General features: G+C 70.5%; 14 protein-coding genes. 2 read left to right on the top strand and 12 right to left on the bottom strand.

The annotated features are described in order from the left end of the window. Window positions 1-74: 74 nt before the first annotated feature. The 12 genes from ACWDEW_RS34190 to ACWDEW_RS34135 form a co-directional block, all read right to left on the bottom strand. On the bottom strand, window positions 75-1,073 hold the full coding sequence (locus ACWDEW_RS34190; protein WP_399120408.1) for a LacI family DNA-binding transcriptional regulator: 999 nt from the start codon (window positions 1,071-1,073) through the stop codon (window positions 75-77). 87 nt (window positions 1,074-1,160) lie between these two features. Then, the gene (locus ACWDEW_RS34185) at window positions 1,161-1,853 is read right to left on the bottom strand and encodes a GntR family transcriptional regulator (protein ID WP_450518053.1); all 693 of its coding nucleotides are present in this window, start codon (window positions 1,851-1,853) and stop codon (window positions 1,161-1,163) included. A 58-nt stretch (window positions 1,854-1,911) separates the two neighbouring features. After that, complete coding sequence (locus ACWDEW_RS34180; RefSeq protein WP_450518051.1) at window positions 1,912-2,913, bottom strand: proline racemase family protein; 1,002 nt, start codon at window positions 2,911-2,913, stop codon at window positions 1,912-1,914. Between the two features lie 36 nt (window positions 2,914-2,949). Next, window positions 2,950-3,846: a dihydrodipicolinate synthase family protein gene (locus tag ACWDEW_RS34175; protein ID WP_450518049.1), complete on the bottom strand. Its 897-nt coding sequence runs from the start codon at window positions 3,844-3,846 to the stop codon at window positions 2,950-2,952. 31 nt (window positions 3,847-3,877) lie between these two features. Further along, the gene (locus ACWDEW_RS34170; RefSeq protein ID WP_450518047.1) at window positions 3,878-5,284 is read right to left on the bottom strand and encodes an FAD-dependent oxidoreductase; all 1,407 of its coding nucleotides are present in this window, start codon (window positions 5,282-5,284) and stop codon (window positions 3,878-3,880) included. Further along, window positions 5,277-5,585 (bottom strand): (2Fe-2S)-binding protein, encoded by a 309-nt coding sequence (locus ACWDEW_RS34165; protein ID WP_450518046.1) that lies wholly within the window; start codon window positions 5,583-5,585, stop codon window positions 5,277-5,279. Before ACWDEW_RS34165 ends, ACWDEW_RS34170 begins: the two co-directional genes overlap by 8 nt. Then, window positions 5,582-6,736, bottom strand: a complete 1,155-nt coding sequence (locus ACWDEW_RS34160; RefSeq protein ID WP_450518044.1) for an NAD(P)/FAD-dependent oxidoreductase — start codon at window positions 6,734-6,736, stop codon at window positions 5,582-5,584. Before ACWDEW_RS34160 ends, ACWDEW_RS34165 begins: the two co-directional genes overlap by 4 nt. A 106-nt stretch (window positions 6,737-6,842) precedes the next feature. Further along, a complete protein-coding gene (locus ACWDEW_RS34155; RefSeq protein WP_450518043.1) occupies window positions 6,843-7,196 on the bottom strand; it encodes a VOC family protein in 354 nt (117 codons plus the stop codon). 49 nt (window positions 7,197-7,245) lie between these two features. Beyond that, on the bottom strand, window positions 7,246-8,061 hold the full coding sequence (locus ACWDEW_RS34150) for an ABC transporter permease (protein WP_399120416.1): 816 nt from the start codon (window positions 8,059-8,061) through the stop codon (window positions 7,246-7,248). Window positions 8,062-8,097: 36 nt separating this feature from the next. Further along, the gene (locus ACWDEW_RS34145) at window positions 8,098-8,961 is read right to left on the bottom strand and encodes an ABC transporter permease (protein ID WP_450518041.1); all 864 of its coding nucleotides are present in this window, start codon (window positions 8,959-8,961) and stop codon (window positions 8,098-8,100) included. Between the two features lie 3 nt (window positions 8,962-8,964). Further along, window positions 8,965-10,161, bottom strand: a complete 1,197-nt coding sequence (locus ACWDEW_RS34140) for an ABC transporter substrate-binding protein (protein WP_450518039.1) — start codon at window positions 10,159-10,161, stop codon at window positions 8,965-8,967. A gap of 71 nt (window positions 10,162-10,232) precedes the next feature. Next, entirely contained in the window at window positions 10,233-11,270 is a 1,038-nt protein-coding gene (locus tag ACWDEW_RS34135) for an ABC transporter ATP-binding protein (protein ID WP_450518037.1), read from the bottom strand. Between the two features lie 113 nt (window positions 11,271-11,383). Between ACWDEW_RS34135 and ACWDEW_RS34130 the strand changes: the two genes are divergently transcribed. Both ACWDEW_RS34130 and ACWDEW_RS34125 read left to right on the top strand, forming a co-directional pair. Continuing rightward, on the top strand, window positions 11,384-12,127 hold the full coding sequence (locus ACWDEW_RS34130) for a FadR/GntR family transcriptional regulator (RefSeq protein WP_450518035.1): 744 nt from the start codon (window positions 11,384-11,386) through the stop codon (window positions 12,125-12,127). Window positions 12,128-12,166: 39 nt separating this feature from the next. After that, window positions 12,167-12,928: a cache domain-containing protein gene (locus ACWDEW_RS34125; RefSeq protein ID WP_450518033.1), complete on the top strand. Its 762-nt coding sequence runs from the start codon at window positions 12,167-12,169 to the stop codon at window positions 12,926-12,928. The last annotated feature ends 27 nt before the right edge of the window (window positions 12,929-12,955 follow it).

Below are 12,955 nucleotides of genomic sequence, written 5' to 3'. Positions count from 1 at the left end.
ACACTCAAGCACCGCCGACATCTCTCCGCAAGATGTCGCGCAGAATCTGTAATTATTCGACAGCGGGGCGCCTGTCAGCTGCGCGGGGCTTGCGCAGTGGAACCTCTGACTACCAATTCCGGTTCGAAGAGGAGTTCTTCGGCGGGTACGACGGAGCCGCCGACCTGAGAGTTCAGGAGCTCGACGGCCGCCCGGCCCATGGCCTCGATGGGCTGGCGGACGGTGGTCAGCGGGGGCTCGGTGCAGTTCATGAACGCGGAGTCGTCGTAACCGACGACGGAAATCTGTGACGGGACGTCAAGTCCCTTGCGGCGGGCGGCCCTGACCGCGCCGAGGGCGAGCGGGTCGCTGGCGCAGATGATGCCGGTGACTCCCCGGTCGATCAGCCGGGAGGCAGCCGCGTGACCGCCCTCGATGGAGAAGATGGCGCGCGCCACGAACTCGTCGGGCAGATCCGGGGACAGGGCCCGCGCGGCGGTCAACTTCCTTGCCGACGGCATGTGGTCGGCGGGGCCGAGGACCAGCCCGATGCGCTCATGGCCGAGGGAGGCGAGGTGCCGCCAGGCCTGCTCGACGGCGACCGCGTCGTCGCAGGAGACGGCGGGGAAACCGAGGTGGTCGATGGCCGCGTTGAGCAGGACGACCGGGATGTTGCGCTCGGCGAGCAGCCGGTAGTGGTCGTGCGGTGCGTCCGCCTGGGCGTACAGGCCGCCGGCGAACACGACGCCGGAGACCTGCTGTTGCAGCAGCAGCGTCACGTAGTCGGCCTCGGAGACCCCGCCCTTGGTCTGGGTGCAGAGCACCGGGGTGAGGCCGAGTTGGGCGAGCGCGCCGCCGATCACCTCGGCGAAGGCGGGGAAGATGGGGTTCTGCAGCTCGGGCAGCACCAGGCCCACCAGTCGCGCGCGTTCACCGCGCAGCTGGGTGGGCCGCTCGTAGCCGAGGACGTCCAGGGCCGACAGCACCGACTGCCGGGTGGAGTCGGAGACTCCGGGTTTGCCGTTGAGTACCCGGCTGACCGTGGCCTCACTGACCCCGACCTTCTTCGCCACCTCAGCAAGTCGTCGCGTCATGTGCGCAAGAATAGCGCAAGCGACGCAAGTGGTTTGCGCCATGGGGCAAGTGACCTGAACCGGCTCACGGCGTCGCGGGCCCCGATGTCAGTTGTGTGCTGCCCACAGACCGCGGACATGTCCCAGGTGACGGGTCATGATCTCACGCACGGCCCGCTTGTCACGGTCCAACAGCGCATCCAGGAGGTCCAGGTGCTCCTGGGCGGAGGCCAGCAGGCGTCCCTCCTTGACGAGGGCGGTGAGCCCGTACAGGCGGGACCGCCCCCGCAGATCACCGACGACCTCGACGAGATGGGCGTTGCCGGCCAGCGCGAGGAGCCCGAGATGGAAGCGGGTGTCGGCCTCGACGTACGCGATGAGGTCGCCGGCCACGGCCGCGTGAACGATCTCCCGGGCGGCGGGCCGCAGCGCCTCCAGCGAGACGGGGTCGGCGGTCCCGGCCAGCCCCACCACGGTGGGGATCTCGATCAGCGCGCGGATGTGGGTGTACTCGTCGAGCTGCTTCTCGGAGACCGCGGTGACCCGGAACCCCTTGTTCGGGACGGTGTCGACCAGTCCCTCCTTGGCGAGGTCGAGCATGGCCTCGCGCACCGGTGTGGCCGAGACGCCGAAGCGGGCGGCGAGCGTCGGCGCGGAGTACACCTCGCCCGGCCGCAGCTCCCCCGCGACCATCGCGGCCCTAAGCGCGTCGGCGACCCGCTCGCGGTAACTGCTCTTCCCGCCCAGCGCGGGCAGGTCCGGGGCAGCGGTGGGCGGGGCGCCGGTGCGCTGGACGGCCATCGAGTCTCCTGGTGTACAAGCGGTGCAATGTCACGTGTGACCCGCCATTATCCCCGGGCTAGAGGATGAACCCGCCCGGGAACGGGTCGGTGGGATCGAGCGAGTACTGCGCGGTGCCGGTGATCCAGGCGCGGCCGGTGAAGCTGGGCAGTACGGCGGGTACGCCGGCGACCTCGGTGGTGCCGAGGAGCCGCCCGGTGAACCGGGTGCCGATGAAGGACTCGTTCACGAACTCGGTGTGCAGGGGGAGTTCGCCGCGCGCGTGGAGCTGCGCCATGCGCGCGCTCGTGCCCGTGCCACAGGGCGAGCGGTCGAACCAACCCGGGTAAATCGCCATCGCGTGCCGCGAGTGCCGGGGGGTCGCGTCGGGCGCGTACAGGTGGACGTGATGGCAACCGCGAATGGACCGGTCCTCCGGGTGGACGGGCTCGTCCCGGTCGTTGATCGCCTCCATGAGGGACAGGCCAGCCTTGATGATGTCGTCCTTGCGGGACCGGTCCAAGGGCAGCTCGAACTGGTCCAGCGACAGGATGGCGTAGAAGTTGCCGCCGTACGCCATGTCGTATGTCACCGTCCGCCCGTCGGCGAGGGTGGCCTTGCGGTCCAGCCCCACGGAGAACGACGGGACGTTCTTGAGGGTGACGTTCTTCGCGTCGCCGTTCTCGACCGCGACCTCGGCGACGACGAGTCCCGCCGGGGTGTCGAGGCGGATCGTGGTGACCGGCTCGACGACCTCGACCATGCCCGTCTCGACGAGCACGGTGGCCACGCCGATCGTGCCGTGCCCGCACATCGGCAGATAGCCGGAGACCTCGATGTAGACGACTCCCCAGTCGCAGTCGGGGCGGGTGGGCGGCTGCAGGATCGCACCGCTCATCGCGGAGTGGCCGCGCGGCTCGTTCATCAGGAACTGCCGGATGTGGTCGCGGTGTTCGCGGAAGTACAGCCGCCGCTCGTTCATCGTGGCGCCGGGGATGGTGCCGATGCCGCCGGTGATCACCCGGGTCGGCATGCCCTCGGTGTGCGAGTCGACGGCGTGCAGGACGAGTTTGCTGCGCATGACGCTCCTGGTGGATCGGTGCCGATGCGAGGGTGCTTACGCGAGTCCGGCCGCGACGGCCTTCTCGGTGGCGGCGCGCACGACGGCCTCCTGCTCGGGCAGCAGCGGGACGCGCGGCGGGCGCACCGGACCGCCGTACCGGCCCACGATGTCCATCGACAGCTTGATCGCCTGCACGAACTCCACCTTGGAGTCCCAGCGCAGCAGCGGGTGCAGCTGCTCGTAGAGCTTCTTCGCGGTGGCCAGGTCGCCGTCGACGGCCGCATGGTAGAGCTCGACGCTCGCGGCGGGCAGCGCGTTCGGGTAACCGGCCACCCAGCCCTTCGCACCTGCGACCGCCAGCTCCAGCAGCACGTCGTCGGCGCCGATCAACAGGTCGAGTTCCGGGGCGAGTTCGGCGAGCTGGTAGGCGCGGCGGACATCGCCGGAGAACTCTTTCACGGCGTGGATGTACCCCTCGCCGTGCAGCTTGGCGAGGAGTTCCGGCACCAGGTCGACCTTGGTGTCGATGGGGTTGTTGTACGCCACGATCGGCACGCCCGCCTTCGCGACCTCCGCGTAGTGCCCGAGGACCGAACGCTCGTCGGCGCGGTAGGCGTTGGGCGGCAGCAGCATCACGGCGGCGCAGCCTGCGTCGCGGGCCTGCTCGGCCCAGCGGCGGGACTCGGCGGAGCCGTAGGCGGCGACACCGGGCATCACCCGCGCACCGCCGATCGCGGCGACGGCCGTCTCGACGACTTTGGACCGTTCCTCGGGGGTGAGCACCTGGTACTCGCCGAGCGAGCCGTTCGGTACGACGCCGTCACAGCCGTTGTCGACCAGCCAGGCGCAGTGCTCGGCGAACTTTTCGTGGTCGACGGCGAGTTCGTCGGTCAGCGGGAGGGCGGTGGCGACGAGGACGCCGCGCCAGGGACGGTTCGGGGTGGTGGTCATGAAGCGCCTCATCTCAATGGGGTGTGACATGTCATTGCTGCTCGTCGTCCTCGGCCTCACCGGCGCGCGCCAGTACGCCGAGCGGTACGGGTCGGGCGAACGGCCGCCGGGACGGGGTGAGTTCGCACCCGGCGAGCCCTGCGACCGCGGGCCCGCACATCCGCCCCTGACACCAGCCCATCCCGGCCCGCGTCAGCAGCTTCACGGTGCGTGCGTCACCGGCGCCGAGCCCGGTCACGGCCTCGCGGATCGCGCCTCCGGTGACCTCTTCGCAGCGGCACACGACCGTGTCGTCGGTGACGAGATCGGTCCAACAGGCGGGTGGCGCGTACAGGGTGTCGAGCGCGGCGGAGAACTCCCGCAGTCGCGCACGGGACTTGGCGGCCGTCGCCCACCCGTGCGGGTCCGGTACAGCACCCGTGAGGCGGGCGGCGGCGGAGCGTCCCGCGATGTGCCCCTCGGCGAGGGCGAGGTCCGCGCCGCCGATGCCGGTGGTCTCGCCGGCCGCCCAGACGCCGGGGACATCGGTGCGCTGTTCGTCGTCGACGTGGACGGCGGGACCTTCGAGCCGGCAGCCGAGGGTCTCGGCGAGGTCGGTGTGCGGGAGCATGCCGTGGCCGACAGCGAGGGTGTCGCAGGGAAGGCGCCACTCGGTCCCGGGGCGCACGTGCCCGTCGGTGTCGAGCGCGGCCACGGTCACCGCTTCCAGCCGCTCGTCGCCGTGCGCCTCGACGACGGTGTGCCGGCTGAGCAACTTGACGCGGCGGCGGATGAGTTGAGCCGCGTACTGGGCACCTTCGGCGACCTTCCCGGGCTGTGCCGCGAGCACACGGGTCCGTCGTAGAAACTCCTTGGGGTCGGCGGATTCGACAAGTGCGGCCACTTCGACGCCGGATGCCGCGAGACCGGTCGCCACGGGGAGGAGGAGTGGACCGGTCCCTGCGACCACGGCGGTTCGTCCGGAGACAGCCAGGGAGCCCTTGAGCATGGCCTGCGCGCCGCCCGCGGTGAGGACTCCGGGAAGGGTCCAACCGGGGAAGGGGAGGACCTTCTCGTAGCCGCCGGTGGCGATCAGAACGGCGTCGGCGCGCACCTCGACCGGGTCCTCCTGTGCGGGGCCGCCCAGGGTGTGCACGGTGAAGTGGTCCGACCGGCGCTCTACGAACCAGACATGATGGTCCGTCAAGTGTGTTGCGTGGCCTGCCTCTGCGTATCGCGCGAGGGAGTCACGGAGCCGCTCCCACGTCCGCCATTGGTGGTGCAGGGCCTGCGGGCGGCGGGCGTTCAGTTCGGCGGCGGGCTGTCGGTAGAACTGGCCGCCCGCCCGCGCGGCCGAGTCCAGCAGCGTGACGCGGACGCCGTGTGCCGCGGCGGCCACGGTGGCGGCGAGTCCCGCCGGGCCCGCGCCGATCACGGCGAGGTGCGGTCGCTCAGCCATCGTGGCCCGTTCCATCCTGCGTGCGGATGGCGTCACCAGGTTGCAGGGGCGCCAGGCAAGCCCGTTGGTTCGGGCGGTCGTTGACGGTGACGAGGCAGTCGTAGCAGACGCCGATGCCGCAGAAGACACCACGCGGCGTTCCCCCGACTCGGGTGGTGCGCCAGGACGTCACGCCCGCCGACCAGAGGGCGGCGGCAACGGTCTGGCCCGGGACTGCCTCGATCTCACGGCCGTCCAGGGTGACCGTGAAGGCCGGTTCCGGGAGGGCGTCGGCGAGGTTCTGCGGGGATCCTGGGCTCACTCGCCCTCCTGGTCGGGGAAGCGGTCGGGACGGAAGGGCGCGATGTCGAGGTCGGAGGTCTTGCCGCCGAGGAGTTGGGCGATCAAGTGCCCGGTGCCGGTGGCGAGTCCGATGCCGGCGCCCTCGTGCCCGCAGGCGTGGACGAGGCCGGGGACCCGGGGGTCGGGGCCGATGGCGGGGAGGTGGTCCGGCAGGTAGGGGCGGAAGCCGAGGTAGGAGCGCATCGCCCGCACCTCGGCCAGGAACGGGAACAGGCGGGTCGCGCCCGCCGCCAGCGCCCGCAGGACCGGCAGCGAGAACTCCCTGTCGAAACCCACGCGTTCACGGCTGGCGCCGATCAGTACGGGCCCGGCGGCCGTGCCCTCCACGACGGGTGAGGTCTGCAGGGCGGCCGAGTCGCTGGCCACGTCGGCCACGTAGTCGGCGGCGTACACCTTGTGGTGGATCAGGCGCGGGAGCGGTTCGGTGACGAGGACGAAGCCTCGGCGCGGGAGGACGGGGAGGGTGGTGCCGGCTAGAGCGGCGAGTTCACCGCCCCAGGTGCCGGCGGCGTTGATCACGGTCGGGGCGAGGATGTCGCCCGGCGCGGTGCGGACGCCCTGGACCGTTCCATCGGCCTTGCGGAGGACGGCCGTCACCGTGCGGCCGGTGAGCAGGCGGGCGCCGGAGACCCGGACGAGGTGGGCGGCGGCCAGGGCGGGCATCACCTGGCGGTCCTGGGGGTAGTACACGCCGCCCGGGAGGTCCGGGGCGAGGCGGGGTTCGAGGTCGTACAAGGCCTCGGCGTCGACCGGTTCGGCGACGACTCCGGCGGCACGCTGCTGCTCGGCGGAGCGCTCCAGGGCGGTGAGCCCGCTGGGCGTGGAGGCCACGACGAGGCCGCCTTTCTCCTCGTACTCGATGAACTCCCCCAGCTCCTCGGCGAGTTGTGTCCACAGGCGGGCGGAGAGGAGGGCGAGGTCGAGTTCGGGACCGGGTTCCTTGTCGGAGACGAGCAGGTTGCCCTCGCCGGCGCCGGTCGTACCGCCGGACACCGGGCCGCGATCCACGATGACGACGTCGAGGCCGGCCCGGGCCGCGTAGAGGGCGCAGGCGGCGCCCACCACTCCGGCGCCGACGACCACGACATCGCAGGTCAGTCGCTTGCTCACGTCAGTACTATGTCACATAGCTCTCCGCCTGAGTATGTCCTCGCGCGAATGTCGCCGCGAGGACGGTGAGCCGGAACAGACCGGCGACAATCCCACCCAGGGGTGCCTACTGACGCCGCTGCCCGAGGATGCAGAACTCGTTGCCCTCGGGGTCCGCCAGGACGACCCACGGCTGTTCGCCCTGGCCGATGTCGACCCGCCGGGCGCCGTGGGCCTCCAGACGGGCCACCTCGGCGGCCTGGTCGTCGGGCCTGAAGTCGAGGTGCAGCCGGCTCTTGGACTTCTTGCTCTCGGCGAGCCGCACGAAGTCGATCCCCGGCAGGCGGTCCGGCGCCGGACGGATCTCGAACTCGTCGTCGGAGGAGTGGACCACCACCCATCCGAGAGCCGTGGCCCACCACTGGCCCAGGGCCGCCGGGTCCTCCGCGTGCACGATTACCTGTTCCCATTCCAAGGTCATCCCCAGAGCCTAGACCGGCCGGCGCCGCGAAAAACAGGTGCTCAGGGCCTCAGACCCGGCTGGCCGTGGCCGTGTCGGCGGACAGCCGCTGTGCGACGTAGATCGGGAGCACGGAGAGCAGGACGAGTACCGCGGCCACCACGTTGACGACCGGCGCCTGCTGGGGCCGGGTCATGTTGTTGAAGATCCAGATCGGGAGCGTCTCGATGCCGGGTCCGGCGGTGAAGGTGGTCACCACGATCTCGTCGAAGGACAGCGCGAACGCGAGCAGTCCGCCGGCCAGGAGCGCCGAACGCACCAGGGGGAAGGTGACGTCGACGAAGGCGCGGAAGGTGTCGGCGCCCAGGTCCATCGCCGCTTCCTCGTACGACCCGGAGGTGCGCCTCAGCCGGGCGACGACGTTGTTGAAGACGACGACGATGCAGAAGGTTGCGTGTCCGACGATCACCGTGAACAGGCCGAGGCCCACGCCGAGCGGCTCGAGTACCGTGCTGAACGCCGAGTTGAGCGCGATGCCCGTGACGATGCCGGGCAGCGCGATCGGCAGGACGACCACGAAGGAAATGGCGTCGCGGCCGAAGAAACGGTACCGGGCGACCGCGAACGCGATCAGGGTGCCGAGCACCAGGGCGATGGCGGTGGCGCCGAGCCCGGCCTTCACGGAAACCCAAAGTGCCGCGCGGGCACCCGAGTTCTGCCGGGCGACCGACCACCAGTGCAGGGTCAGGCTGGAGGGCGGCCAGCTCGCGCTGCGGTCCGGGTTGAGGGAGTTGACGAGGACGAGCAGGAGCGGGACGTAGATCACCGCGAAGCCGAAGCCGGCGGCCACGCGCAGGGCGATGCGCGCGGAGCGGGAGAGCTGCATGACATGTCACCTCCTTCAGAGGCGGTCGACGGTGTTTTACAGGCTGCTCAGTGCGCCCGTGCGGCGCATCGCGAGCAGGTACACGACGATCACGACGACGGGGACCGTGCCGAGGGCGGCGGCCATGGGCAGGTTGAGTTCGATGTTGGAGTAGACGAGGTTGCCGATGAGCTGGGTCTTGCCGCCGACGATCTGCACGGTGATGTAGTCGCCGAGGCTGAGCGAGAAGGTGAAGATCGACCCGGCGGCGACGGACGGCAGCACCATCGGCAGCACGACCGACCGGAAGGTCCGCCCGGCCCGCGCCCCCAAGTCCGCCGACGCGTCGAGGAGGTTGGCGGGCAGCTGCTCCAGCGCGGTGTGGATCGGCAGCACCATGTACGGCAGCCAGAGGTAGGTGAGCGTGAGGACGGCCGCCGGTAGTCCGAAGCCGGGTCCGCTGAGCCCGAACGGCTTCAACATCCAGTCGGCCAGGCCGCCTTGGGAGAGGATGAGCCGCCACGCGTACACCTTCACCAGGTAACTGGCCCACAGCGGCGTGAGGATGGCGACCACCAGCAGCGGGCGCCACTTCGGCCTGGCAACTCGGGCCGTGCAGAAGGCGAGCGGGAACGCGATCACGGCGCACAGGACGGTGACGGCGAGTGCGACGCCGATGCTGCGCAGGATCACCTGCCGGTACACGGGCACCGTGAACAGCTCGTGGAAGTTGTCGGCCGAGAAGACCTTCACCACCTCGGAGGTGAAGGAGTCCGTCGTCCAGAACGCGGAGACGAACAGCACGCTCAGCGAGCCGAGATAGAGCACCGCGAGCCACAGCAGCGGTGCGGTGAGGAGCAGGGAGAGCCGCAGCCGGGGGCGCCGGTACAGCGCCCCCGCGGTCCGGTTGAGCAGGGACATGGCTCAGCCCTTGATCTCGGTCCAGGCCTGTACCCACTTGGCGTACGGCACGCACTTGACGTCGGTGCGGCCGTCGAGGCACTGCTGGATGGGCGTGTTCCAGAAGGCGATGTTCTTCCAGTACGCGGTGTCGGCGGCGTGGAAGGTGGTGCAGAAGTTCTTGTCGCTGGTCTCCTCGCAGGCCTTGGCGTTGGCGGGGGCCTCGCCGAAGTACTCGGCGACCTGGGCGTTGACCTTCGGGGAGACGATCCAGTTGAGCCACTTGTAGGCGCAGTTGGGGTGCTTGGCCTTGGCGGAGATCATCCAGGTGTCGGACCAGCCGGTCGAACCCTCCTTGGGAACAAAGGCCTTGATCTTGGTGCCTTCGTCGGCGGTGAGGTTGGCGATGACCTGCCAGGTGGTGCCGACGACGGAGTCGCCGCTCTTGAAGGCGGAGATCTCCTTGAGGTAGTCGCTCCAGTACTCGCCGATGTCCGCGTTCTGCTTCTTCAGCAGGGCGACGGCGGCGTCGAACTGTGTCTGGTCGAGCGCGTAGGGGTCCTTGATCTTCAACTCGGGCTTGGTGGCCTTGAGATAGAGGGCCGCGTCGGCGATGTAGATCGGCGAGTCGTACGCGGTGACATGGCCCTTGTACTTGGAGGCGTCGTCGAAGACCGCGGACCAGGAGGTCGGGGCGGGTGTGACCTTCTGGGTGTTGTACATCAGCAGGTTGGCGCCGCGGCCGTGCGGGATGCCGTAGGCCTTGCCCTTGACCGAGTTCCAGGCCTGGAGCTGCAAGTCGGGGAAAATGTCCTTGTAGTTGGGGACCAGGCTCGTATTGACGGGGGCGGCGTCGCCGGAGGCTATGAGGCGCAGGGAGGCGTCGCCGGAGGCGGAGACGGCGTCGTACTCACCGGTCTTCATCAGCTTGACCATCTCGTCGGAGCTGGCCGCGACCTTGGAGTTGACCTGGCAGCCCGTCTGCTTCTCGAAGTCGCCGACCCAGTTGACCTTGGGGTCGTTGGAGCCGTCCTCGACGTAGCCCGCCCAGGCGATCAGGTTGACCTCGCCCTCGCTCCTGCCGAGCTTCGACTGAGCTTTGAGGTCAGGGGGGTTGAGGCCGCCGGACGAGCTGCCCGACGAGTCGGAGGAGCCGCAGGCGGTCGCGGCGAGCAGGACGGCGGCACAGGCCGTCACCTGGAGGGTTCGGGTGAGACGCACGGCGTTCTCCATGGGTGGAGGAGATGGGTGAGCGAGCGGTCGGCGAAGGGGTGGGGGGAGGAGCGGGCGGGTCAGCGGGGGTCGGGGACGTGCACCGTGTGGCGTTGGTGCCATTGCAGTCGCACCCGGCTGCCGCGGTAGGCGGCCACGTCCTCGGCGGAGGTCTCCAGGTTCTGCTGGAGGGCGGTGAGCCGGCCGCCGGCGTCGAGGTCGACGAGGAAGCGGGTGGAGTCCCCGAGGTAGACGACCTCGGCGACGGTGCCGGCGGCGCTCTCGTGCTCCGGTTCGCCGGTCTCGGCGGAGTCCTTGAGGACGCGGATCTTCTCGGGCCGGATGCTGTAGGTGCCGGTGGTGCCGACGATCCGCTCGGCGGCCTCGCCCGCCAGCAGGTTGGAGGTGCCGACGAAGGACGCGACGAACGGGGTCGCGGGACGCTCGTAGACCTCGGCGGGGGTGCCGACCTGCTGGATGCGGCCCTGGTCGAAGACGGCGATGCGGTCGCTCATCGTCAGGGCCTCCTCCTGGTCGTGGGTGACGAAGACGAAGGTGATGCCCACCTCCCGCTGGAGCGCCTTGAGTTCGACCTGCATCTGCTCGCGCAGTTTCAGGTCGAGGGCGCCGAGGGGTTCGTCGAGCAGCAGCAGACGGGGGCGTCCGACGAGCGCGCGGGCGAGGGCGACGCGCTGCCGCTGGCCGCCGGAGAGCTGGGACGGGCGGCGGGTGCCGTAGCCCTCCAGTCGTACCTCCGCGAGGGCCTGGCGGGCGCGGGCGAGTCGTTCGGGCTTGGGAACCTTGCGGACCTTGAGGCCGTAGGCGACGTTCTGCTCGACGGTCATGTGCGGGAAGAGGGCGTAGTCCTGGAAGACGGTGTGGACGTCGCGCTCGAAGGGGGCGAGGCCGGTGACGTCCTGGCCGGCGAGTTCGATGGTGCCGCCGGTGGGGCTCTCGAAGCCGGCGATCATGCGGAGCACGGTCGTCTTGCCCGAGCCGGAGGGGCCGAGCATCGAGAAGAACTCGCCGTCCCGGATCTCCAGGTCGACGCCGGCCACGGCGGTCGTCTCGCCGAACGACTTCCGCAGATCCCGCAGCCGGATCGCAATCCCCTCCATGGGCGGGAACCTTTCTGGTGCTCTGTGACGTTGCACGGAAACATATGAAGTCATAGTTCAAAGCTCAAGGCCCCCCTAGGGTAAAGCTTGAGTCAACGTGCAAGGTGGTGACCGTGAACCAGCAGCAGCACAGCAACGGCGGCGCCCGAAAAGCCGTCTTCACGCCGGTCGACAACCGGGCGCGGGTGGACGCCGTCGTGAGCCGGCTCGGGGACGCCATCGAGCTCGGGCTGCTCGCCGACGGCGAGCAGCTGCCGGGCGAGAGCGAGCTCGCCGGACAGCTCGGCGTGTCCACGGTGACCCTGCGGGAGGCGCTGATGGCGCTGCGCCAGCAGGGTCTGGTCACCACCCGCCGAGGGCGCGGCGGCGGCAGCTTCGTGTCGCTGCCCGAGGTCCCCGGCGAGGAGCGGCTGAAGGTCCGGCTGCGCGGCTGGAGCACCGAGGAGCTGCGCGACCTCGGCGACCACTGGGCCGCCCTGTCCGGTACCGCGGCCCGGCTCGCCGCGGAGCGGACCGAGCCCGAGGATCTCGTACAACTCCGGCGTACGGCCGCGGAGTTGACGCAGGCCGAGGACGCGGCGGCGCGCGGCCGGGTGTACGGCCGGTTCCATGTCGAGCTGGCCGCCGCCGCGCAGTCGGCGCGGCTCACCCGGGAGCAGGTGGCGTTGCAGACCGAGGTCGGGGCGCTGCTGTGCCTGGTGCTCGGCAGCGACGAATATCGTGAAGAAGCCGCAGACCGTCACCGCTCCGTAATCTCGGCCGTGCAAGATGGGGCCCACGATTCGGCCAGGGAGCTGGCCGAGCGGTGCGTGCAGGAATCCACGGCGCGGCTGATCGCCGAGCGGCTGGCCCTGTAGCCGGCACCGCGTCCGCTCCCCGTCTGCTGGAGGGCACGCATGAGCCTCGCGACGGCACCGCCGGCCACGGCACCCGAGCAGTCCGTCGCGGCCGGGGTGCGCTCGGCCCTGGAGTCCGTGTTCGACGCCGTGGCCGCGACCCGCGCCGACACGGCGGCGCTGCTCACCAAGGTGGCCGTCCAGGGCCGCCGCCCCGCGACCGTCGACCTCGCCGCGCTCCGCCCGGGCCTCCATCTCCGGCTGGCCCGGCAGGAGTTGGTGTCCGGCGTCGGCTTCGTCGCCGCGCCGGGGCTGCTGAGCGACGTACCGGCCTGGCTGGAGTGGTGGCAGTCCACCTCCGACGGGGGCATCCGGCCGCTGCTGCTCGACCTCGATCCCGAGCACTCGGCGTACGCCGACTACACGCACTGGGACTGGTTCGCGCTGCCCCGCGACACCGGGGAGCGGGCGGTCGCCGGACCGTACGTCGACTACCTCTGCTCGGACGAGTACAGCCTCACCCTGTCGGCGCCGGTGCACGTGGAGGGGCGGTTCGCCGGGGTGGCCGCGGCGGACGTGTATCTACGGCACTTCGAGGCGGCCGTGATGCCGATGCTGCGCCAACTGCCCGGCCCTGCACGGCTGGTGAACGCACGCGGCCGGGTCGCGGCGTCCACCGACCCGCGCCGGCTGGTCGGTTCGCTCAGCAAGGGACCGGACTTCGCGGAGGCGTTGGCGGCGGGCCGGGCGGGGTATGCGCGGGGGCTGCGGCTGGTGCCGTGCGACGGGGTGCCGCTGGTGCTGGTCGTCGCCGAGCGCTGACCCCAACCCGCTTACCGGTCCTCCGAG

It is taken from the genome of Streptomyces sp. NPDC001100 (genome assembly GCF_053598575.1).
Note: the sequence above shows the minus strand (reverse complement) of the source record. Positions and strands in the feature narration are given on the sequence as shown.